Origin of the sequence: Bradyrhizobium barranii subsp. apii (assembly GCF_011516635.5) — a bacterium.
Classification (GTDB): Bacteria; Pseudomonadota; Alphaproteobacteria; order Rhizobiales; family Xanthobacteraceae; genus Bradyrhizobium; species Bradyrhizobium barranii.
On record NZ_CP096255.1, the window covers coordinates 4,148,990 to 4,170,621 of the forward strand.

Annotated in this window: 17 protein-coding genes and 3 pseudogenes; 9 read left to right on the forward strand and 11 right to left on the reverse strand. The window is 65.5% G+C overall.

The features are described 5' to 3' along the window. Positions 1 to 73: 73 nt before the first annotated feature. Genes HAP41_RS19555 through HAP41_RS19575 form a run of 5 tightly spaced genes read left to right on the forward strand, consistent with a single transcriptional unit; the run spans position 74 to position 5,537 of the window. Positions 74 to 1,675 carry an ABC transporter substrate-binding protein gene (locus HAP41_RS19555; protein WP_166097775.1) on the forward strand — a complete coding sequence of 534 codons (1,602 nt, stop codon included), beginning with the start codon at positions 74 to 76 and terminating at the stop codon, positions 1,673 to 1,675. A gap of 17 nt (positions 1,676 to 1,692) precedes the next feature. Then, positions 1,693 to 2,634 (forward strand): ABC transporter permease, encoded by a 942-nt coding sequence (locus HAP41_RS19560; protein WP_063984403.1) that lies wholly within the window; start codon positions 1,693 to 1,695, stop codon positions 2,632 to 2,634. Continuing rightward, complete coding sequence (locus tag HAP41_RS19565) at positions 2,631 to 3,554, forward strand: ABC transporter permease (protein ID WP_135215851.1); 924 nt, start codon at positions 2,631 to 2,633, stop codon at positions 3,552 to 3,554. The genes HAP41_RS19560 and HAP41_RS19565 overlap by 4 nt, the downstream gene beginning before the upstream one ends. A 19-nt stretch (positions 3,555 to 3,573) precedes the next feature. Beyond that, entirely contained in the window at positions 3,574 to 4,563 is a 990-nt protein-coding gene (locus HAP41_RS19570; RefSeq protein ID WP_063984401.1) for an ABC transporter ATP-binding protein, read from the forward strand. Continuing rightward, positions 4,560 to 5,537, forward strand: coding sequence for an ABC transporter ATP-binding protein (locus HAP41_RS19575; RefSeq protein WP_071915428.1), 978 nt, complete (start codon positions 4,560 to 4,562; stop codon positions 5,535 to 5,537). Before HAP41_RS19570 ends, HAP41_RS19575 begins: the two co-directional genes overlap by 4 nt. A gap of 5 nt (positions 5,538 to 5,542) precedes the next feature. Here HAP41_RS19575 and HAP41_RS19580 read toward each other — a convergent pair whose 3' ends face one another. The 11 genes and pseudogenes from HAP41_RS19580 to HAP41_RS50370 all read right to left on the reverse strand — a co-directional run bounded on the left by HAP41_RS19580 (position 5,543) and on the right by HAP41_RS50370 (position 16,415). Next, positions 5,543 to 5,830: a YciI family protein gene (locus HAP41_RS19580; protein WP_166097772.1), complete on the reverse strand. Its 288-nt coding sequence runs from the start codon at positions 5,828 to 5,830 to the stop codon at positions 5,543 to 5,545. Positions 5,831 to 5,918: 88 nt separating this feature from the next. Next, positions 5,919 to 6,893: a sugar ABC transporter substrate-binding protein gene (locus tag HAP41_RS19585; RefSeq protein ID WP_166097765.1), complete on the reverse strand. Its 975-nt coding sequence runs from the start codon at positions 6,891 to 6,893 to the stop codon at positions 5,919 to 5,921. A gap of 42 nt (positions 6,894 to 6,935) precedes the next feature. Then, positions 6,936 to 7,913: an ABC transporter permease gene (locus HAP41_RS19590; protein ID WP_014496503.1), complete on the reverse strand. Its 978-nt coding sequence runs from the start codon at positions 7,911 to 7,913 to the stop codon at positions 6,936 to 6,938. Further along, complete coding sequence (locus tag HAP41_RS19595; RefSeq protein WP_166097760.1) at positions 7,910 to 8,860, reverse strand: ABC transporter permease; 951 nt, start codon at positions 8,858 to 8,860, stop codon at positions 7,910 to 7,912. The genes HAP41_RS19590 and HAP41_RS19595 overlap by 4 nt, the downstream gene beginning before the upstream one ends. Beyond that, entirely contained in the window at positions 8,853 to 10,379 is a 1,527-nt protein-coding gene (locus tag HAP41_RS19600; protein ID WP_166097757.1) for a sugar ABC transporter ATP-binding protein, read from the reverse strand. Before HAP41_RS19600 ends, HAP41_RS19595 begins: the two co-directional genes overlap by 8 nt. After that, positions 10,376 to 11,770, reverse strand: coding sequence for an FAD-linked oxidase C-terminal domain-containing protein (locus tag HAP41_RS19605; protein WP_166097753.1), 1,395 nt, complete (start codon positions 11,768 to 11,770; stop codon positions 10,376 to 10,378). The genes HAP41_RS19600 and HAP41_RS19605 overlap by 4 nt, the downstream gene beginning before the upstream one ends. A 52-nt stretch (positions 11,771 to 11,822) precedes the next feature. After that, complete coding sequence (locus tag HAP41_RS19610; protein ID WP_166097750.1) at positions 11,823 to 12,707, reverse strand: intradiol ring-cleavage dioxygenase; 885 nt, start codon at positions 12,705 to 12,707, stop codon at positions 11,823 to 11,825. A 14-nt stretch (positions 12,708 to 12,721) separates the two neighbouring features. After that, complete coding sequence (locus HAP41_RS19615) at positions 12,722 to 13,624, reverse strand: NAD(P)-dependent oxidoreductase (RefSeq protein ID WP_166097744.1); 903 nt, start codon at positions 13,622 to 13,624, stop codon at positions 12,722 to 12,724. Positions 13,625 to 13,645: 21 nt separating this feature from the next. Continuing rightward, positions 13,646 to 15,019, reverse strand: a complete 1,374-nt coding sequence (locus HAP41_RS19620) for an amidohydrolase family protein (protein ID WP_166097741.1) — start codon at positions 15,017 to 15,019, stop codon at positions 13,646 to 13,648. 4 nt (positions 15,020 to 15,023) lie between these two features. Beyond that, on the reverse strand, positions 15,024 to 16,103 hold the full coding sequence (locus HAP41_RS19625) for a maleylacetate reductase (protein WP_166097735.1): 1,080 nt from the start codon (positions 16,101 to 16,103) through the stop codon (positions 15,024 to 15,026). Next, a pseudogene (locus HAP41_RS50370) lies at positions 16,100 to 16,415 on the reverse strand (Dabb family protein). The gene HAP41_RS19625 and the pseudogene HAP41_RS50370 overlap by 4 nt, the downstream one beginning before the upstream one ends. A 108-nt stretch (positions 16,416 to 16,523) precedes the next feature. On the opposite strand from HAP41_RS50370, the gene HAP41_RS19635 reads away from it, so the two are divergent. The 4 genes and pseudogenes from HAP41_RS19635 (at position 16,524) to HAP41_RS19650 (ending at position 21,587) form a co-directional block, all read left to right on the forward strand. Further along, the gene (locus HAP41_RS19635; protein WP_166097728.1) at positions 16,524 to 17,447 is read left to right on the forward strand and encodes a LysR family transcriptional regulator; all 924 of its coding nucleotides are present in this window, start codon (positions 16,524 to 16,526) and stop codon (positions 17,445 to 17,447) included. A 13-nt stretch (positions 17,448 to 17,460) separates the two neighbouring features. Further along, positions 17,461 to 18,904: pseudogene (gene xylB / locus HAP41_RS19640) on the forward strand (xylulokinase). Positions 18,905 to 19,034: 130 nt separating this feature from the next. Then, positions 19,035 to 20,557: pseudogene (locus HAP41_RS19645) on the forward strand (sugar ABC transporter ATP-binding protein). Next, positions 20,550 to 21,587 (forward strand): ABC transporter permease subunit, encoded by a 1,038-nt coding sequence (locus HAP41_RS19650; protein WP_166097707.1) that lies wholly within the window; start codon positions 20,550 to 20,552, stop codon positions 21,585 to 21,587. Before HAP41_RS19645 ends, HAP41_RS19650 begins: the two are co-directional and overlap by 8 nt. Positions 21,588 to 21,632 lie beyond the last annotated feature (45 nt).

Here is a 21,632-nt window from a genome sequence, read left to right on the forward strand (position 1 = left end):
ACGCCAATGGGTTCTGGTTTCACCTGCTCTTGGCCAACGATGGCCGGCATCACGGCACTACTGGGAGGATTTTATGGATCGCAGGACCGTTTTGAAGGGACTGGCCGGCGCGGGCGGTCTGGCATTGACCGGCCTCTCGGCCCCGGCGATCGCACAAGGCGCCTCTGCGCGCACCCTGCGCTTCGTGCCGCAAGCCAACCTCGCCAATTTCGATCCGATCTGGGGCACGCAATATGTCGTGCGCAACGCGGCGGCGCTGGTCTGGGACACGCTCTACGGCGTCGATGCCAAGCTCCAACCGCAGCGTCAGATGGTCGAGTCCGAGGAGACCACCGACGACGGCAAGACCTGGACCTTCAAGCTGCGCCCGGGTCTCAAGTTCCATGACGGCGAGCCGGTGCTGAGCAAGGATGTCGTCGCGAGCCTGTCGCGCTGGGCCGCGCGCGATCCAATGGGTCTGATGATCCTCGCTATCCAGCAGGAATTGACTCCGGTCGACGACCGCACCTTCAAATGGGTCCTGAAGCAGCCTTTCCCGAAAATGCTGTACGCGCTGGCCAAGAACAACGCGCCGTGCTCCTTCATCATGCCCGAGCGCATCGCGAAGACGGATCCGTTTAAGCAGATCACCGAATATGTCGGCTCGGGTCCGATGAAGTTCGCCAAGAGCGAATGGGTGCCCGGCGCCAAGTCGGTGTTCGAGAAGTTCACCGATTACGTGCCGCGACAGGAGAAGGCGTCGTGGCTTGCCGGCGGCAAGAACATCCTGGTCGATCGCGTCGAGTGGCTGGTGATGCCGGATCCGGCCACCGCTGCGGCCGCCTTACAGAACGGGGAGGTCGACTGGTGGGAGAACCCGATCTCCGATCTCGTACCCGTGCTGAAGAAGAACAAGAACATCAGCGTCGATATCGGCGATCCCCTCGGCAATATCGGCTCCTTCCGCATGAACCATCTGCACCCGCCGTTCAACAATGTGAAGGCGAGGCGCGCGGTGCTGATGGCGTTGAGCCAGGAAGACTATATGCGTGCGCTGGTCGGCGACGACGATACGTTGTGGAAGCCGCTGCCCGGCTTTTTTACGCCGGACACACCGCTCTACACCGAGTTGGGCGGCGAGATCCTGAAAGGAAAGCGCGATTTCGATGCGGCCAAGAAGCTGCTCGCCGAGAGCGGCTATTCCGGCCAGCCGGTCACATGCGTGGTCGCGCAGGACCAGTCGATCACGAAGGCGCAGGGCGACGTCACCGCGGATCTGCTCAAGAAGCTCGGCATGAATGTCGATTTCGTCGCGACCGATTGGGGCACGGTGGGCGCGCGCCGCGCGATGAAGACACCGCCGGGGCAGGGCGGCTGGAATATGTTCCACAGCTGGCACGCCGGCGCCGATTGCATCAATCCGGCCGCCTACACCGCCATCCGCGCCAATGGCGACAAGGCCTGGTTCGGCTGGCCCAACAGCCCGAACACCGAGAAGGAGATCACGGCCTGGTTCGACGCCAAGAATCTCGAGGAGGAGAAGGCCGCGATCGGGCTGGTCAACAAGGCGGCGCTCGAGGATGTCGTCTACGCGCCGACCGGCTTCTTCCTGACCTACACGGCATGGCGCAAGAACGTCTCCGGCATCACCAAGGGGCCGCTGCCGTTCTTCTGGAACGTGTCGAAATCCGCATGATGGTACGCTGAAGCCAGATGCTCTCTTACATCCTCCGTCGCATCGTCTCGACCTTGCCGGTGATGGCAATCGTCGCGCTGTTCGTGTTCAGCCTGCTCTACATCGCGCCGGGTGACCCCGCCGTGGTGATCGCGGGCGACCAGGCGAGCCCGGAGGATGTGGAGCGCATTCGACAGAGTCTGGGTCTCGACCGTCCTTTCCTGATCCAGTTCGGAAGCTGGGTCTGGCGCATTCTGCACGGCGATCTCGGCACCTCGATCTTCACCAACCTTCCGGTCTCGACGATGATCGGACAGCGTCTCGGGCCGACACTGTCGCTGATGATGGTCACGCTGCTACTCACCATCGTGGTCGCGGTGCCGCTTGGCGTCGTGGCCGCGTGGAAGGCGGGGAGCCTGATCGACCGCGTCATCATGGCATTCGCCGTGTTCGGCTTCTCGCTGCCCGTCTTCGTCGTCGGCTATATCCTCGCCTATGTCTTCGCACTCGAGCTCGAATGGCTTCCGGTGCAGGGCTATACGCCGCTCACGGAAGGCTTCTGGCCGTGGCTGCAAAACCTGATCCTGCCATCGATCGCGCTCGGCTGCGTCTACATCGCGCTGATCGCGCGCATCACGCGTGCCACCATGCTTGAAGTCTTGCAGCAGGACTATATCCGCACCGCGCGGGCCAAGGGCCTCGGGCAAGGCGGCATCCTCTTCGTTCATGCGCTGAAGAACGCCGCGGTGCCGATCGTCACGGTGATCGGGATCGGCATCGCACTCCTGATCGGCGGCGCTGTCGTCACGGAAAGCGTGTTCGCGATCCCCGGCCTCGGCCGGCTCACGATCGATGCCATCCTGCGCCGCGACTATCCCGTCATCCAGGGCATCGTGCTTCTGTTCAGCTTCGTCTACGTCCTCGTCAATCTGATGATCGACGTCATCTATACGCTCGTTGACCCGAGGATCCGCTATTGACCGATACGACCGTCAATCCGCAAGCGCTGCCGGCCGGCTTCGTTCTCGCGCCGCAACTGCCTGAAATCCTGCGGCCGGTTAGGATCCGGCGCGGCTTCATCGGCCTCTTGCGCGGCCATCCCACCGTTGCGATCGGCGGTGCGCTGCTGCTGACGCTGGTTCTGATCGCGATCTTCGCACCCTATCTCGGGACGGTCGATCCGACCGCGCTCGCGCCGGCCAAACGCACGCGTGCGCCGTCGGCAGCCTTCTGGTTCGGCTCCGATGTGCTCGGCCGCGATATCTATTCGCGCGTGCTGTTTGGCGCGCGGGTTTCGCTCACGGTCGGCCTGTCGGTTGCGATCCTCGCATCCGCGGCGGGCCTCGCCATCGGCATCGTCTCCGGCTTCATCCGCTGGGCGGACGGCATCTTGATGCGCTTCATGGACGGATTGATGTCGATTCCGCCGATCCTGCTCGCAATCGCGCTGATGGCGCTGACGCGCGGCAGTGTCGGCAACGTCATCCTGGCCATCACCATCGCCGAGATCCCGCGGGTTTCCCGTCTTGTCCGTAGCGTGGTGCTGTCGCTGCGCGAGCAGCCCTATGTGGACGCCGCGGTCGCCTGCGGCACGCGCACGCCGATGATCATCCTGCGCCACATTCTGCCCAACACGCTGGCGCCGATGCTGGTTCAGGCGACCTACATCTGCGCCAGCGCCATGATCACGGAGGCGATCCTGTCCTTCATCGGGGCGGGCACGCCGCCCACCATTCCGTCCTGGGGCAACATCATGGCCGAGGGCCGTGCGCTGTGGCAGGTCAAGCCCTACATCGTGTTCTTCCCGGCGGCGTTCCTCTCTGTCACCGTGCTCGCCGTGAACCTGCTCGGCGACGGCCTTCGCGATGCGCTCGATCCGCGCATGGCCAAGAGCCTGTGATGTCGAGGGGTTGATCGCGATGGCCTTGCTCGAAGTCGAGAACCTCCAGACCCACTTTCGCACGCCCGGCGGCATCAACCGTGCGGTCGACGGCGTGTCCTTTCATGTCAACGAAGGCGAGACGCTCGCCATCGTCGGCGAATCCGGCTGCGGCAAGTCGGTGACCTCGATGTCGCTGATGCGGCTGATTCCGGAGCCGCCGGGCAGGATCGCAGGCGCTGTCCGCTTTGCGGGCAGGGACCTGCTGCAACTGTCGGATCGCGAGATGCGCGCCATCCGCGGCAACGACATCTCGATGATCTTTCAGGAGCCGATGACGAGCCTCAACCCGGTTCTGACGGTCGGCCGCCAGATCCGCGAGACGCTGATGATCCATCAGGGCCTCGACAAGCAGGCAGCCGAGGCGCATGCGATCGAGATGCTGACGCTGGTCGGCATTCCCGAGCCGAAGCGGCGCGTGCGCGAATATCCGCACCAGCTCTCCGGCGGCATGCGCCAGCGCGTGATGATCGCGATCGCGCTGGCCTGCAATCCAAAGCTCCTGATCGCGGACGAACCGACCACCGCGCTCGACGTGACCATCCAGGCGCAGATTCTGAAGCTGATGCTTGATCTCAAGCGCCGGGTGGGCGCGGCGATCATCCTGATCACCCACGACCTCGGTGTGGTCGCCGAGATCGCCGAGCGCGTCATGGTGATGTATGCCGGCCGCAAGGTCGAGGAGGCGCCCGTGGCCGAGTTGTTCCGCTCGCCCCGTCATCCCTATACGCAGGGCCTGCTCGGCGCGGTGCCGCGGCTCGGCTCGTCACTAACAGGCACCGCGCGGCGGCTGGCCGAAATCCCGGGGCAGGTGCCTGATCTGCGCAAGCCCATCATCGGCTGCGTCTTCGCCGGCCGCTGCGCGCTCGCGACCGATCTTTGCCGCCAATATGCGCCGGGGCTCGAAGAGAAGGCGCCTCGCCACGTTGCCGCCTGCCACTATTCCGCCAAGGGGGCCATCGCGGCATGAGTCCTCCGCTGCTCCAGGTCAACGACCTCAAGAAGCATTTTCCGGTCAAAAAGGGCCTGTTCGGCCGCAAGTCCGAATATGTCTATGCCGTCGACGGTGTCTCGTTCGAAATCGCGAAGGGCGAGACGCTGTCGCTGGTCGGCGAGTCCGGTTGCGGCAAGTCGACGGTCGGCCGCGCCATCCTGCGGCTGTTCGACATCACCGCGGGCCAGGTGATCCTCGACGGCCAGCGCATCGACGACGCGCATCCGAGCACGATGCGCCAGATGCGCCGCCGCGTGCAGGTGGTGTTCCAGGATCCGTTCTCGAGTCTCAATCCGCGCATGCGCGTGCGCGATATCCTGGCGGAGCCGATCCGCAATTTCGGCCTCGCCAAATCCGCCATCGATCTCGAAACCCGCGTGACGGCGCTGATGGACACCGTGCGGCTGCCGCGCGAGGCGCTCAATCGCAGGCCGCACGAATTCTCCGGCGGCCAGCGTCAGCGCATCGGCATTGCGCGGGCGCTCGCAGCCGAGCCCGAGCTGATCGTCTGCGACGAGGCGGTCTCGGCGCTCGACGTCTCGGTCAAGGCGCAGATCGTCAATCTCCTGCAGGATCTTCAGCGCGAGTTCGGCCTGGCGCTGCTGTTCATCAGCCATGACCTCGCAATCGTCGAGCACATGACCCATCGTGTCGCGGTGATGTATCTCGGCAAGATCGTCGAGGTGGCGCCGCGCCGCGAGATCTTTGCCGCGCCAAGGCATCCCTATACCAAGGCGCTGCTCTCCGCAGTCCCGCTGCCCGAGCCCGGCGCCCAGCGCAATCCGATCATCCTCAAGGGGGACGTGCCGAGCCCGATCAACCCGCCGAGCGGGTGCCGCTTCCACACCCGTTGCCCCTACGTCTTCGATCGCTGCCGGACGGAAGAGCCGACGCTGCGTTCGACCGGACCCGAGCAATGGGTGGCCTGTCACCTCGAAGAGGCGCCGTAGGCCCTTCAGCCCTGGCGGCGCAGGAAAACTGTGATCGTGACTTTCTCCCAGATGCCGGCTGCCGCAAACGGATCGGCGCGGTTGAAGGCTTCGACCTCGGCGCGGCCGGGCGCCTCGATCAGGAACAGGCTGCCGATCATGTTGGCGCCGTCGTCGGAGACGAGCGGCCCCGACATCACGATCTTGACGCCGAAGCGCGAGGTGTCGCTCAGGAAGGCCTTGTGGGCGTCGTAATTGGCGAGCCGGGTCGGCAACGCGCCGGTGCGGTCGAGGGCGTGAATGGCGAACAGCATGATGTCTCCGCTGACGTGTCGGTTTTCTTGGGACGTTTCTTGGGACGGCCGCGAAGGCGGCCGTCCGTGCTTGTGATGAGCGGTTGGGCTACTTGGCGCCGAGCTTGCCGGCGTCCTCGAAGGTCGGGCAGGTCCGCTGCTCCAGCGGCACGTCGAACGGCTGGTAATTGTCCTTGGTGATGACGGTCGGCTTCAGCACGATCTCGGCAATGACCGGCTGGTTGCGCAAGCTGCGGATCGCCATCATGGTGCCGAGGCACCCTTGCGCAAATCCGTTGTAGTCGCCGCTGGCAAGCAGCTTGCCGGACTTGATCGCGTCGATCGCCTCCTTGGTGCCGTTGATGCCGATCACCTGGGCCTTGCGGTTGGCGCCGTCGAGCGCCTCGATCGCGCCGACCGCCATGGCGTCGTTGGCCGCCAGCACGCCGTCGATCTGCGGGTTCGACTGCATCAAATTCTCCATGACCTGGAGCGCCTGGAGCCGCTGGTAGTTGCCGGGCTGCGAGGCCAGCAGCTTGGCGCCCGAATTCTCCTTCAGCGCGTCGTTGAAGCCGCGGACGCGATCGACATTGGTCAGCGAGCCCTTGACGCCCTCGATGATGACGATGTTGCCCTTGCCACCCAGCGTCTTGAGCAGGAAGCGCGCGGTTTCGAGGCCAAGGCTGTAATCGTCGGCACCGACGAAGGAGAGGAACTTGCCGCCGGCGGAGCGGTCGGTGATGTTGACGACGGGGATTTTTGCCTCGTTGATCTTCTCGACGCCCGGCACCATCGCCTTGTAGTCGACCGGCGTGAAGACGATCGCGCTCGGCTTCTTCACCACGACGTCCTCGATCTGGCTGAGCTGCTCGGGGATCGAGTCCGGCTTGGTCGGGATGTACTGCAGCGTCTTCGCGTTCAGCGCTTTCGCCATGTTGTCGGCACCAACCCGCACCGTCTGGAAGAACGGATTGGTCTGGTTCTTGGTAAACACGGCGATGGTCTCGCCGTCGGCGCGCGCTTGCGTATTGAACGCGGCCGCCATCAGCAGCGGCAGCGCCAGATAACCCAGTGTCTGTTTCATGTAGCCTCCATCCCTCATTTTGCTTGTTGGATTTCTAAGAGCTCATTGCGCGCGGCGGCGGGTCTTCATGTCGAGCCAGACCGCGAGAATGACGATGATGCCGGTGACGAGCGGCTGCCAGTTGGCGCTGACCGACAACAGGTTCATGCCGTTCAGCACCAGCGTCAGGATCAGCGCGCCGATGAAGGTGCCGAACACGGTGCCGACACCGCCGAACAGCGAGGTGCCGCCGATCAGCACGGCCGCGATCGCGGGCAGCGTCAGGCTTTCGCCGATGTCGGCTTCGGCGGAATTGAGTCGCGACAGGAAGATGATCGAGGCCAGTCCCGCCATGGTGCCGGATACCGCATAGACCAGCAGCAGGCGGCGCGCGACCGGGATGCCGGAGAGGCGGGCGGCGACCGGATTGGCGCCGATCGCATAGATCTCCTGGCCCCAGATCGTGCGCTGCGCAAACAGCGTTCCGATCCCGAGGAACACCAGCAGCAGGTAGACCGGGATCGGCAGGCCGAACAGATAGCCGCTGCCGATCTGGCGGAAGCCCGCCGGGAAGCCGTGCAGGGTTTCGCCCGCCATGTACCAGTAGGTGAGGCCGTTCAGCACCCAGAGCATGCCATAGGTGGCGATGAAGGAGGGGATGCGCAGCGCGGTGACCATGATGCCGTTGAGCAGGCCAACGATGCCGCCGCAGGCGAGCCCGGTGAGAATGCCGAGCGCCGGCGAACCGGTCTTGTGGATCACGGTGCCGGCGATACAGGCGGACAGCGCGACATTGGCGCCGACGGAGAGATCGAGCCCGGCGGTGAGCACCACCAGCGTCAGGCCCGACGCGATGAAGAAGGTCAGGCTCGCTTGTCTCAGCACGTTGAGGATATTTCCGAGGCTCAGGAAGGAGTCGCTGAGCACGGCGAGCACCGCGCAGATCAGCAGAGCTGCGAGCAGGCGATAGAACACCTGGATCGCGTCCTGCGACAGGAACGAGCGGGGCGGCGAGAGGGCCTCTTTGGAGATGTCGGTCATGCGCGGCTCCGGAGGCCGTCGAGGAACAGGGCAACGATGACGAGGACGCCGACGCTTGCGACCTGCACCGAAGAGGGCATCGAGATCAGGTTGAGCCCATTGCGAAGCACGCCGACCGCGATCACGCCGAGCAACGTGCCGAGCAGCCAGCCATTGCCGCGCTCGAACGAGGTGCCGCCGACCGCGACCGCGGCGATGGCGTCGAATTCGAGACCAAGGCCCGCGGTCGGGTGGCCGGAATTCATGCGCGCGGTCATCAGCAGGCCGGCAATGCCGGCCATGGCGCCGCCGATCGCGTAGACCGCGATCAGCAGCTTGTTCGGCGAGAGGCCGGCATAGCGCAGCGCTTCGCGGTTGCCGCCAAGCGCGAAGATGTAGGTGCCGAAGCGGGTGTGGTAGAGCAGTCCGTGGAAGGCCGCATAGGTCACCAGTGCCATCACGATGGGCACAGGCACGCGGAGAAGCGTTGCCGAATAGATGTCGCGCACGCTGTGGGGGATGCCGACCACGCTCTGGCCGTCGCTGACGATCAGCGACAGGCCCTGCGCCATGCCGAGCGTGCCCAGCGTCGCGACGAAGGGCGGAATTCCGACGATGGCGACCAGCCAGCCGTTGGCGAAGCCGAAGGCTGCGCCGACCAGAAGCCCGGCGCCGAGGCCCAGCAACATCGACTTGGTCGCGAGCGACACGATCGCGACGCAGAGCGAGGTCAGCGTCAGCACCGCGCCCATCGACAAATCCAGTCCCTCGGTCATGATGATCAAGGTCATCGGCAGCGCCAGCATGGTCAGGATGGTCGACTGCACCAGCACGTTGGAGAGGTTGGCGACCGACAGGAAGCCGGGCGCGATGGCGCTGAACAGGGCGATCAGCAGCACCAGCACGATGGCAACGCCGGGAATGCGTTGCAGCGGATTGGGTTGTGAGACGACCGCGGCTTCACGCATGATGCATCCCCAGTCGCACGATGTTCTCCTCGGTCAGTTCGTTGCGGGTCAGGTGTCCGGCGATGCGACCCTCGCGCATCACATAGGCGCGGTCGCAGACATGGCAGATCTCGACCTGTTCGGACGAGATCATCAAGGCCGCCGCGCCTTCGGCGACCAGCCGGTCGATCAGCGCAAAGATCTCGGACTTGGCGCCGATGTCGATGCCGCGCGTCGGCTCGTCGAAGATGAAGAGCTTTGAGCCGGCCGCCAGCCACTTGCCGATCACGACCTTCTGCTGGTTGCCGCCCGAGAGCAGGCCGACAATCTGGCGCGCGCTTGGCGTTGCGATGCGCAGCTGCCGGATCAGACCGTCGGAGGTGCGCTGCGCGCTGCGCTGGTCGAACAGGCCGCTCGGAAACAGCTTTCGCAGCGCCGATACCACCAGATTGTCGCTCACGGACCGCAGCAAGGCGAGGCCCTCGCTCTTGCGGCTCTCCGGGATCAGCGCGATGCCGCGGCGGGCGGCAAGGTCAGGCTCGCCGGAGATGGCCTTGCCGTCGAAAATGATCTCGCCTGACGTCACGGCATCGGCGCCGAAGATGGCACGGGCGACCTCGCTGCGGCCGGAACCGACCAGGCCGCACAGGCCGACGATCTCGCCCCGGCGCACCTCGATGTTGATATCGGAGATGCCGCTCGATGCGCTCAGGCCCTTGACCTCGAGCAGCAGCTCGCCGGGCTTGTCCGCGAAGTTGCGCGGGTAGGTCATGTCGACGTTGCGGCCGACCATCATGCGGACGAGCTGGTCCGGCGTGACGTCGGCGGGACGAACGCCGTCGATGCGGCGGCCGTCGCGCAGCACCGTGATGCGATCGCCGAGCGCGAACACCTCAGCCATGCGGTGGGAGATATAGACGATCGACACGCCGTCGGCCTTCAGCCGCGCGATCAGGGCGAACAGCAGCTCGGTCTCACGGTCGGACAGCGCCGCCGTCGGCTCGTCCATCACCAGGATGCGCGCGTTCTGGCTGATCGCCTTCGCGATCTCGACCATCTGCTGCTGCGCCACCCCTAACTTGTCGACGGTGGTGGAGGGATCGATGTCGAACCCGATCGTGCCGAGCACGCGCCTGGCGTCGGCCAGGATCTTGCGGCGGTCGATGGTGCCGGGAATGCGGCCCTTCGGCTCGCGGCCGAGGAAGATGTTCTGGGCGATATCGAGATGGGGGACCAGCGAGAATTCCTGGAAGATCACGGCGATGCCGAGCTTCTGCGCATCCGCGGTCGAGGAGATCGCGACCTTGTCGCCCTTGTAGTAGAACTCGCCGGCATCGGCGCGGTAGGCGCCGCACAGCACCTTCATCAGGCTCGACTTGCCGGCGCCGTTCTCCCCCAACAGCATATGGACTTCGCCGGGGAAGACGGCAAAGGAAACATCATCCAGCGCCTTGACGCCGGGAAACTCCTTGCTGATGCCGCGCAGCTCCAGCAGAGGCGCGGGTGAGGCGGGCTCGATAGCCAATGCGGCGCTGCTCATGCGTGCACTCCGCTCGCGAAGATCTTTCCGGGATTCATCAGTCCATCAGGATCGAGCGCGGTCTTGATCGACCGCATCACATCGACGGCTTCGCCGAGCTCGTCGGTGAGATAATCGATCTTGCCGAGCCCGATACCATGCTCGCCGGTGCAGGTGCCGTCCATCGCGATGGCCCGGGCGACCATGCGGGCCTGAAGCGCCTTGGCGCCCTCGGCCTCATCCGGCTTGGCCGGGTCGATCAGGATCAGCATGTGGAAATTGCCGTCGCCGACATGGCCGACGATCGGGGCGGTAAAACCGTGCTCGTCCGCGTCGCGCCTGGTCTCGGTCAGGCATTCGGCCAGCCGAGAGATCGGCACGCAGACATCGGTGATCACGGCGCGTGCGCCGGGCCGCAAGCCCAGGCCCGCATAAAGCGTGTTGTCGCGGGCGTGCCAGAGCCGGCTGCGGTCCTCCTGCGCCTTCGCCCAGGCAAAACCATGGCCGCCATGGTCGGCCGCGATCGCCTGCGCGGCTTCGGCCTGCTCGGCAACGGAACTCTCGGAGCCGTGGAATTCGAAGAACAGGGTGGGAGCTTCGCGGTAGCCGAGCTTGGCGTAGGCGTTGATGCCGCGCATCATGACGTCGTCGAGCAGCTCGATGCGTGCCACGGGGATCGCGGACTGGATCACGGAGATCGCAGTGTCCACGGCATCGTGCAGGGTGTCGAAGCTGCAGACGGCGGCCGAGATCGCCTGCGGAACGGGATGCACCTTCAAAGTGACTTCGGTGATGACGCCAAGCGTGCCTTCCGCGCCGACGAACATCCGCGTCAGGTCATAGCCGGCGGCCGATTTGCGTGCGCGCCTTGCGGTCCGGATCACGCGGCCGTCGGCCAGCACCACCTCCAGCGCCATGACGTTGTCCTTCATGGTGCCGTAGCGCACCGCCATGGTGCCGGAGGCACGCGTGGACGTCATGCCGCCGATCGAAGCGTCGGCGCCGGGGTCGATCGGAAAGAAAAGTCCGGTGCCGCGCAGCTCGGCATTGAGCTGTTTGCGCGTGATGCCGGGCTGCACGACGACATCCATGTCGCTGTCATGCACCGTCAGCACCTTGTTCATCCGGGCGAAGTCGAAGCAGACGCCGCCGGCGACCGCGGCCGCATTGCCTTCGAGCGAGGTGCCCGCGCCGAACGGAACGATCGGCATGCCTGCGCTGGCGCAGAGCTTCACGATTTCCGCGACCTCCTGCGTGGTTTCAGGGAAGACCACGATGTCGGGCGGCAAATTGCGATAATGCGATTCGCTCTGTCCGTGCTGATCGAGCACGCCGCGCGCAACGCTCGCGCGCGGGCCGATCATGCCGGTGAGGCGATCGGCCAATATGCTCGTGCTGACCCGCGGTCCCATCCTTAGCTCCCGTCTGCTCCCTTGTCGGACTCTTGTTGGTCCTTCGTTTAGCCTAGGCGGCTCTCGCGTTGCTCGCGACCTGCTTCAGGCCGAAATCGTAATTGAGGTGGAAATAGTCGCGCTCCACCATGCGACCATCCGGCGCACGGCCGGCAGGGTGGCCAGTGAATTCGCGGATCAGGCTGTCCTTGACGCCGAACACCACGTCAGAGTCGAGATATTTGTCACCGGCGACGAACACATGGGTCACCAGCTGCTCGAAACCGGGCGCCGAGATCATGAAATGCACATGCGCCGGACGCCAGGGATGGCGGCCCTGCACCTCCAGCATCTCGCCGACAGGGCCGTCATGCGGGATCGGATAGGCGGCCGGCTTGATCGACCAGAAATGGAAACGGCCATTGGCGTCGGTATGAAAGCGCGCGCGCATCGCGAGATCGCCGATGTCGTCGAGCTGCTGCACATCGTAATAGCCGTCGTCGTCGGAATGCCAGACATCGACGATGGCGCCCGCAAGCGGTTGTCCGTCGACGGTCGAGACCGAGCCTGTGACCAGCATCGGATCGCCTTCCATCGGGCCGGAGATATGGGCGCCGCTGTCCTTCTCCGGCGCGGCCTGGACGAAGAACGGGCCGAGCACCGTCGTCTCGGTCGCGCCTTCCGGCACGGGATGGTTGATCGCGTCGACCAGCATGGAGACGCCGAGCGTGTCGGACAGCAGGATGAACTCCTGGCGCTTGTCGTCGCACATGTGCCCGGTGCGGGTCAGGAAATCGATGCCGTATTCCCATTCCTTCTGGGTCGGCCGGACCTCGCGGACGAAGGCATGCAGGTGGCGCACCAGCGCCTCGCTGACTTCCTTGATGCGCGGATCGGTTGCGTCCTTGATCCGCTCCAGCACCGCGTCCGTGATCGTGGTCTCGTTGAAGTTACGCATAGGTGTCTCCGCGATCAGAGTTTGGGTTCGCCAAGCCCGGACAGACGTTCCAGGTGCTTGACGGTCGCGATGAAGTCGGTGTCGCCGTCGCCTTGCGCGACCAGTGAGCCATAGGTTTCGCGCACCTGCGCGGCGAGCTGCAGCGGCACGCCTACGGCGTGGCCGGCGCCGAGGATGAGATCGAGATCCTTGGCCATCTGCTTGCAGGAGAAGGTGGACTCGAAATCGCGCGTCCGCAGCGGCGCGGTCTTGTACTTCACCATCGGCGAGGCCACCGCGCTATCGTCGAGCACCTTCAAAATGTCTTGCCAGGCGATGCCGCCCTTGCGCGCCAGCGCAAGGCTCTCGGCCATCATCGCGGCCGAGACAGCAATCATCAGATTGACCGAGAGCTTTGCGTAGCGCGCTTCCTCGGCCGGCCCGAGATATGTCTGGGCGCGGGTGAAGGCGGCGAACAGAGGCTTGGCGTTGTCGAAGGCATCCTTCGGCCCGGAGACGAAGCAGGTCAGCGCACCCGTATGAACGATGCTGGCATTGCCGGAAACCGGCGAACGCAGATAGGCAATGCCGCGCGCTTGTGCGGCGGTCGCAACTTCAGTTGAGGCCTCGACGCTCACGGTGCTGGTCTCGATCAGAACCGATCCAGCAGCCATCGCGGCGATCAGGCCGGCGGGGCCGAGCAACGCGCCGCGCAAGGCGGCGTCATCGGGCAGGGACGTGATGATCGCGGCCTTGCCGCTCGCGGCGTCGACCGGCGAAGCGGCAATCGAAATGCCTTGCGCACGCGCCTCGTTGATCCGGGCTGCGCTCTGATCGAATGCGGTCACGGCGTAGCCGGCCTTGGCGACGAGCGCCGACATCGGCAGGCCCATCTTGCCGATACCGATGAAAGCGACATTCCTTGAAGCGTCGGTCATTGATCTCATCCATTGGCGCCTTCAGGCGGCGCGTCCCTGTCGTTCGATATCCTGCACCAGCCGCCGGCCGGATTGGGCCAGCAGGTCCTTCTTCGTCGCCAGCCCCTCGACCAGCAGCCGGCCGTCCCGCTTCTTCCAGGTACCGCCGATCATGACGGCCTCGATATTGGCAAGGCTCGTCTGCATCACGATGGTTGCGACGGGATCGTGCACCGGGACAAGGTTGAGATCGGATGCGTTGATGATGACGAGGTCAGCGAGCTTGCCCGGCGTCAGCGAGCCGATCTGGCCCTCGCGGCCGAGCATGCGGGCGCCTTCGGTCGTGATCCAGCGCAGCGCCTCGCGGACGGGGATCGTGGTGGTCGCCGGAATGGTGCCGCTCACTTGACGCGACTCCGCATTGTCGAGCGCCCGCTGCATCGACAGCGCGACGCGGGCGACGGAGAAGAGATCGCCGGCCAGCACGGATTCCAGGTCGATCCCGATGGTCGGGCGCACGCCGCGCTTGAGCAGCCGTCCGGTGATCGGAAAACCGTGGCCCTGGATCATCTCGTTCTCGGGCGTCACCGAGAAGGAGACGCCGAGATCGACCATCTTGTCGAGGAGATCGTCGGGCAGGTCGTTGCCATGGACGATGTTGATGCCGGCGCCGACGAGGCCGGCCTCGATCAGCTTCTCCCAGCCGCCGGGCGTCTTGGCCGGACCGCCGCCCTGATGCATCGAGGCGATCAGCTTGAGCTCGCGCGCCAGGCGGAAATCGTGCATGACGACGTCGAGCGTCGAATAATGCGGACCCAGAATGGCAAGCCCGAGCGTGACGAGGCCGTCGCGATCGGCGAGGGGACCTGCCAGCAGCCGCTCGACTTCGCTGCGCGGATGCGGAATCTCGGAGAAATGCGGCTCGCCCGGTTTCGGCTCGGGCTTCGGCGAGCCATGGAAGAAGGCGGCGCGGATGCCGCTTTCGATCAGCCCGCGCACGGCAGCGTCGGTATGGTCAGGCGTCGGATTGTTGTGGCACCAATCGACCAGCGTGGTGGTGCCGCAATTGATCTGGTTCAGCGCTCCGACGAGGGTCGCAATGTGGATGTCGTCGGGCCGGAACACGGTCGCGAGCCCGGCATGCATGCGGCGGAAATATTCCAGCAGCGTCCAATTGGTGGCATAGCCGCGCAACGCGGTCTGCCAGGTGTGCATGTGCGCGTTGATCAGGCCGGGGATGACGATGCGCCCGGTGCCGTCCACGATCTCGGTCTCGGAAGCGCCGCTGCCGAGGTCGATCGATGGGCGCACGTCGACGATGCGGCTGCCCTCGACCAGCACATCGCCGGTGCTGAGGTCGCCAATCGCCTCATCCATGCTGATGATGACAGCTGATTTGATCAGCGTGCGCCGCATCGCTTCAGGCCGCCGCTTTGATGGTAACAGGCGGCTCGCCGGCCCAGGCGCGGGCGATCAGCTCGCGGATGGCATCGCGCTCGAGCGGGCGCGGGTTCCAGTAGGCGTTGGTGACGGCGAGATCGGCGGCCTTGTCGATGCCGCTCTCGGGCATGCCGATGTCGCGCAACGCCAGCTTCGCGCCCAGCCGCTTCGCGAGGTCGTAGAGCCCCTGGGACGCATCGGCCGCGCCGATCGCGCGCGAGATCCGCGCCGTGGCATCGGGCACCGCCGGTGCGTTGTAAGCCAGCGCATGCGGCAGCACGATGGTGTGGGTTTCGGCGTGCGGCAGATCGAAGGTGCCCCCCAGCGTGTGGCAGAGCTTGTGATGCAGCGCCATGCCGACGGTGCCGAGGCAGACGCCGCACAGCCAGGCGCCGTAGAGTGCCTCGGTGCGAGCCTCGCGGTCATCGCTTTTGGCGGCGATGGCGGGCAGGGCGCGGGCCAGCGCGCGGATGCCCTCTTCCGCCATCAGCGATGTCACGGGATTGGTGTCGCGCGCATAGAGCGCTTCCACCGCATGCGCGATCGCGTTGATGCCGGATGTCGCAGCTAAGCTCGCCGGCAGCGTCAGGGTGAGGTCGACATCGTAGATCACGGTCTCCGGCAGCACGGCGGCGTCGCGCACCGTGGTCTTCAGGCCGTTCTCGGTCTGGCCGACAATCGGCGTCATCTCCGAGCCGGCATAGGTGGTGGGAATGCAGAGCTGGTTGACGCCGGTGCGCAAGGCCAGCGCCTTGCCAAGGCCGGTGGTCGAGCCGCCGCCGAGCGAGACAACGCAATCGGCCTCGCATGCCTTCATCGCCGCGAGCGCGCGCTCCGTGACCTCGACCGGCGTATGCATGGTCGCGCCGGGAAAGATGCCGGCGTTGAGCGGGCCGAGGGCGGCCCCCAAGCTCTTGCCTTGCGCCTCCTGCTGCGGCGTCGTCAGCACCAGCGCGCGCTTGCCGCCGAGCCGCTCGATCTCGGCCTTGGCCGAGGCCAGCGTTCCGCTGCCGAACACGACGCGGCAGGGCAGGTTTTCAAAGGTGAACGAACCGATCATGCGCCGGTCTCTTTGATGGGATAATCGACCTGGAAGCGTCCGATCCGCAAGTCGCCCAGCGCCTCGCGGACGCGCAAATGTTCGGGGTGGGTGGCCGAGTGCGGCCTGGTTGGTGAATTCGGAGAACAGCACCACGTCGCAGGCGTAGTCGACATCGCTGACGTCGACGCCCACCTCGATGTGGGTGAGGCCGTCGATCCGGCCCCGCAGTCCCTCGAACAGGGTCTTGACCTTGGAACGGGCCGCGGAACGCTCCGCGGGGGTCTCCCCGCGTAGCCGCCACATCACGATGTGCCTGATCGGGCCCGACATTTCCCAGTTTCCTCGCCTGCTATCTTGCTCGTGTTCTGGCCATTTTGACTTGCGGGATGTGGAAATAAAGGTCAATATTTGTAAGTCTCTTTTTCTAAAAGTGGAAAAATGGATCGCCTGCTGCAATTGGAGGTGTTCTCCAAGACGGCCGAGCTCGGCAGCCTGTCAAAAGCCGCCGAGGCCTTGCGCATGTCGAATGCGGCGGCGAGCCGCCATCTCAGCGCGCTCGAGGAGCGCCTTGCGGTCAGGCTGATCGAGCGCAACACACGCAGGCTGTGGTTGACGGAGGCGGGGCAGGAGCTGCTGGAGCGCTCCAGCCGGGTGCTGAGCGAACTGGCGGAGGCCGAGGACATCGTCAGCGATCGCGCGCTGTCGCCGCAGGGCACGCTGCGGGTCACGAGCTCGCTGTCTTTTGCGGTGATCTATCTGGCGCCGATGCTGCCTTCCTTCCGCGCGCGCTATCCGAAGCTCAACATGCAGATCACGACCGCCAACCGCTATCCCGATTTCATCGAGGCCGGCATCGACGTCGCGATCCGGACGCGCGAGCAGGAGCCGGATTCGAACATCATCGTCCGCCGCATCGGCCAGATGCGGCGCGTGCTCGCCGCCGCGCCCTCCTATCTCGCAAGCGCCGGCGAGCCGGAGCAGCCCGCCGATCTCGCGCGCCACAACATGCTGGTCTACAATCTCGCGAACGATCCCTATTCGTTGCGCCTGCGCAAAAGCCATGGCGCGCAGACCGTCCGCATCACGCCGACGCTCGACAGCAATGACGGCCAGGTCATTCGCGGCGCGGCGCTGGCAGGGCTCGGCATCCTCATCCAGCCGCTCTACATCGTTCAAAGCGATATCGCGGCGGGCCGTCTCGTCCCGGTGCTGGTGGATTGGGAGCCGCCACTGCTCACCATGAACATCGCCTACCAGAACCGCGCCGGGCTGCCCGCCAAGATCAGGGCTTTTTCCGACTTCCTCGTCACCCACATCCGCGAGCATTCGGAGCCGGGCATCTGGATGGACGCGGCGAAGTGAGCGGGTAGCAGCCATGTATCTCGGCATCGATCTCGGCACTTCGGCGGTCAAGACCGTTCTCGTCGACGGTGCCCAGCGCGTGATTGCGAGCGAGAGCCGGCCGTTGACGACCGCCTCGCCGCTATCAGGCTATTTCGAGCAGGATCCCGCGCAGTGGATCGATGCAACCTTCGCCACGCTGGATGCCTTGAAGGCGACGCATGCCGGCGCGTTGGCGGCCGTCGAAGGCATTGGACTGTCCGGGCAGATGCATGGCGCCACGCTGCTCGATGCGAGCTCGAGACCGTTGCGGCCCTGCATCCTCTGGAACGACGGACGCTCCGCCGCCGAGTGTCGTGTCCTGGAACGACGCTGGCCCGCCTTGCGTGCGACGTCGGGCAACAAGGCGATGCCGGGATTCACCGCGCCGAAGCTGCTCTGGATCGCGACGCACGAGCCCGAAATCTTTGCGGCGACGAAACTCGTTCTGCTGCCAAAGGCCTATCTGCGCCTGGTGCTGAGCGGCGAGGCCATCGAGGACGTCTCGGATGCCGGGATCACTGTGGCTCGACGCCGCGCGCCGGGACTGGTCGGACGCAGCACTGGCAGCGACCGGCCTGTCGCGCGATCACATGCCGCGTCTGGTCGAGGGATGCGCGCCCGCGACCACGCTGCGCGGCGAGCTGGCGCGGCGTTGGGGCATGACCGGACAGCCGGTGATCGCAGGCGGTGCCGGCGACAATCCGGCAGGCGCTGTCGGCATCGGCGCGATCAGGCCGGGAACCGCGTTCGTGTCGCTGGGAACCTCGGGGGCCTTGCTGGCACCGACCAGCAGAATCGCCGCCAACCCGGACCGCGCGGTGCATACGTTCTGCCACGCCATTCCCGACATGTGGATTCAGGCCGGCGCGATCCTCTCGGCCGCCTCCTGCCTGGCCTGGATCGCGCGCCTCTTCGGCGCCACCGAGGCCGAGTTGCTGGCGCCGCTTGGATTGCGTCCGCAGGCGCCGTCGCCTGTGAGCTTCCTGCCTTATCTGGCGGGTGAGCGGACACCGCACGACGATCCCGCCGTGCGCGGCATGCTGGATGGTTTGAGCCACGGCACCGATCGCGGGTCGATCGTGCAGGCGGTGCTCGAGGGCGTTGCCTTCGCGCTTGCCGATTGCCGCGACGCGCTCGCGGATGCCGGCATTGCGATGACGGAAGCCGACGCCATTGGCGGTGGTTCACGGTCCCGGTTCTGGCTCTCGGTGCTGGCAAACGTGCTGAATGTTCCGGTCCATCGTTTTGCCGGAGGCGAGACCGGCGCGGCGTTCGGTGCGGCGAGATTGGGGCGGCTTGCTGTCACCGGTGAGGCGATCGCCGCCGTATGCACGCGGCCGCAGCGCATCGAGACGTTCGAACCCGACGCAAGACTGGTCGATGCCTATGCCGAGCGGCTTCCCGCGTGGCGTGAACTGTATCGGCCGCGCCACTAGCATCGCCTTGACGTTGCATTCCCGTGTGTTCGGTATTGCTCTGCGCCGCGGCCTTTTGTTTAATGCGTGAGCCGCGCTGACAAGATCATCGAGACGCGGGTAGGAAACGCATTGTGCGTCGGGAGGCACGATGAACGATCCGATCCTGGAGATGCGTGGGGTCTCAAAATCCTTCTTTGGCATCAAGGCGCTGCGTTCCGTCGATCTCACCGTCTATGCCGGCGAAATTCATGCCCTGATGGGTGAGAACGGTGCCGGAAAGTCGACCTTGATGAAGATCTTGTCCGGCGCCTACAGGCCCGATCCCGGCGGCGAGATCCGCATCGAAGGAAGCCCGGTACGGATCGAAGGTCCGCTCGGCGGCCGCGCGGCGGGCATCTCCATCATCTACCAGGAGCTGTCGCTGGCTCCCAATCTCAGTGTTGCCGAGAATATCTATCTCGGCCGGGAGCTATCGCGAGCAGGCTTGCTGGCACGCGGCGCCATGCGCGAGGGCGTCGGCCCCATCCTGAAACGGCTGGGCGCGGACTTCCTGCCGTCGACGCTGGTGGCGCACCTCTCCATGGGCCAGCGGCAACTGGTCGAGATCGCGCGTGCGCTGCACGTCAGATCAAAAATCCTGATCATGGATGAGCCGACCACGGCGTTGTCGGCCGGCGAGAGCGCGCGGCTGTTCGCGCTGATCCGCCAGCTTCGCGCCGAGGGGCTTGCCATCATCTACATCTCGCATCGCATGGACGAGGTCTACGCGCTCGGCGACCGCGTCACCGTGCTGCGCGACGGCCGGCTGGTCGGGGCGCTCGACAGGCAGGACATCCGCGCCGACACCATCGTTCGGCTGATGGTCGGGCGTGACGTCTCCTCGTTCTACAAGAAGGATCATGATCCGGAGGCGGGGCGGGGGCATCCCGTGCTCGCAGCGATCGACATGGCCGATGGCCGGCGCGTCAAGGGCTGCTCGCTGACCGTGCATGCGGGCGAGGTGGTCGGCCTCGCCGGCCTGATCGGCGCGGGTCGCACTGAGCTTGCGCATCTCATCATTGGCGCGGCGCCAGGACCTCCGGCCGTGTCGAGCTGGAAGGACGCCCGGTCGATATCCGCACGCCGGGTGAGGCGCTCGACATCGGCGTCGCCTATCTGACCGAGGACCGCAAGGCGCTCGGCCTGTTCCTGGACATGTCGTGCCTGGACAACATCAACCTCGCGGTGCTCGGCCGGGATGCCCGGATCGGTTACATCCTCGATCGTGACAAGGCCCGCGACCGCGCCAACAGGGCGTTCGCGGCGCTCGGCATTCGTGCCGCCGATATCAACGTTACCGTCGGCGCATTGTCCGGCGGCAACCAGCAGAAGGTGCTGCTGTCGCGCCTGCTTGCGACCACGCCAAAGGTCCTGATCCTCGATGAGCCGACGCGCGGCGTGGATGTTGGCGCCAAGTCCGAGATCTATTCGATCATCGACAATCTTGCCAAATCCGGCACCGCGATCCTCGTCATCTCGTCCGATCTGCCCGAGATCATCGGCATCTGCGACCGCGTCGTCGTCATGCGGGCGGGGCATATCGCCGGTGAAATCGAGCGTGGCGCGACCTCGCCCCTGAACCAGGAAGACATCATGGCGCTCGCCACGGGGATGGAGCAACTCGATGCATGACGGCTCTCCAAAGACGGACACCGCCGCCGCCGCGGGCCTCGCGGCCGCGCAAGAGACGAAGCGTCAGCGCGTAAGGCTTCTGATCCGCGCCGCCGGCATGCTGCCGGTGTTGTTGATCTTGTGCGGCGGCTTCCATTTTCTGTCGGAGGGCCGCTTCTTCACCGGACAAAATCTCGGCATCGTGTTGCAGCAGGCCGCAGTGAACACCGTGCTCGCCGCAGGCATGACCTTCGTCATCCTCACCGGCGGCATCGACCTCTCGGTTGGCTCGATCCTGGCGGCGTCCGCGATGGCCGGGTTGACACTCTCCAAGCTGCCGGAACTCGGGATGCTGTGGCTGCCGGCCGCGCTGCTCACCGGCCTCGGCTTCGGCGTCATCAACGGCGCGCTGATTGCGCTCCTCCGCCTGCCGCCTTTCATCGTCACGCTCGGCTCTCTCACCGCCGTACGCGGCCTGGCGCGACTGCTCGGGGCCGATACCACCGTCTTCAATCCTTCCATTCCCTATGCCTTCATCGGCAACGGCTCGCTGACGCTCGTTCCCGGCGTCGCGTCGATCCCGTGGCTCTCGGTGATCGCCTTGCTCGTCATCCTCGTCTCGTGGCTGGTGCTGCGCCGGACCGTGCTCGGCGTGCACATCTATGCGGTGGGCGGCAATGAAAGCGCGGCGCGGCTTGCCGGCATCAAGGTCTGGGCCGTGCTGATCTTCGTCTACGGCATCTCGGGACTCTTCGCCGGGCTCGGCGGCGCCATGCAGGCGGCGCGGCTCTATGCGGCCAACGGTCTCCAGCTCGGTCAGTCCTACGAGCTCGATGCGATCACCGCCGTGATCCTCGGCGGCACGTCGTTCGTCGGCGGCATCGGCTCGATCTGGGGCACGCTGGTCGGCGCGCTGATCATCGCCGTTCTGTCGAACGGCCTGATCCTCGTCGGCGTCTCGGACATCTGGCAATATGTGATCAAGGGCCTGGTGATCATCGGCGCCGTGGCGCTGGACCGCTACCGGCTGCAGGGCTCCGCCAGAACCTGAAAGGGTTCGGCGCGCACCTGAGTGCACATGGTGTGATGCGAGGTT

Bases quoted from the DNA above. Each gene is read 5' to 3' on its own strand.
- HAP41_RS19555 (WP_166097775.1), top strand. From the start codon at position 74: ATGGATCGCAGGACCGTTTTGAAGGGACTGGCCGGCGCGGGCGGTCTG.
- HAP41_RS19560 (WP_063984403.1), top strand. From the start codon at position 1,693: ATGCTCTCTTACATCCTCCGTCGCATCGTCTCGACCTTGCCGGTGATG.
- HAP41_RS19570 (WP_063984401.1), top strand. From the start codon at position 3,574: ATGGCCTTGCTCGAAGTCGAGAACCTCCAGACCCACTTTCGCACGCCC.
- HAP41_RS19575 (WP_071915428.1), top strand. From the start codon at position 4,560: ATGAGTCCTCCGCTGCTCCAGGTCAACGACCTCAAGAAGCATTTTCCG.
- HAP41_RS19580 (WP_166097772.1), bottom strand. From the start codon at position 5,830: ATGCTGTTCGCCATTCACGCCCTCGACCGCACCGGCGCGTTGCCGACC.
- HAP41_RS19585 (WP_166097765.1), bottom strand. From the start codon at position 6,893: ATGAAACAGACACTGGGTTATCTGGCGCTGCCGCTGCTGATGGCGGCC.
- HAP41_RS19590 (WP_014496503.1), bottom strand. From the start codon at position 7,913: ATGACCGACATCTCCAAAGAGGCCCTCTCGCCGCCCCGCTCGTTCCTG.
- HAP41_RS19595 (WP_166097760.1), bottom strand. From the start codon at position 8,860: ATGCGTGAAGCCGCGGTCGTCTCACAACCCAATCCGCTGCAACGCATT.
- HAP41_RS19600 (WP_166097757.1), bottom strand. From the start codon at position 10,379: ATGAGCAGCGCCGCATTGGCTATCGAGCCCGCCTCACCCGCGCCTCTG.
- HAP41_RS19605 (WP_166097753.1), bottom strand. From the start codon at position 11,770: ATGGGACCGCGGGTCAGCACGAGCATATTGGCCGATCGCCTCACCGGC.
- HAP41_RS19610 (WP_166097750.1), bottom strand. From the start codon at position 12,707: ATGCGTAACTTCAACGAGACCACGATCACGGACGCGGTGCTGGAGCGG.
- HAP41_RS19615 (WP_166097744.1), bottom strand. From the start codon at position 13,624: ATGACCGACGCTTCAAGGAATGTCGCTTTCATCGGTATCGGCAAGATG.
- HAP41_RS19620 (WP_166097741.1), bottom strand. From the start codon at position 15,019: ATGCGGCGCACGCTGATCAAATCAGCTGTCATCATCAGCATGGATGAG.
- HAP41_RS19625 (WP_166097735.1), bottom strand. From the start codon at position 16,103: ATGATCGGTTCGTTCACCTTTGAAAACCTGCCCTGCCGCGTCGTGTTC.
- HAP41_RS19635 (WP_166097728.1), top strand. From the start codon at position 16,524: ATGGATCGCCTGCTGCAATTGGAGGTGTTCTCCAAGACGGCCGAGCTC.
- HAP41_RS19650 (WP_166097707.1), top strand. From the start codon at position 20,550: ATGCATGACGGCTCTCCAAAGACGGACACCGCCGCCGCCGCGGGCCTC.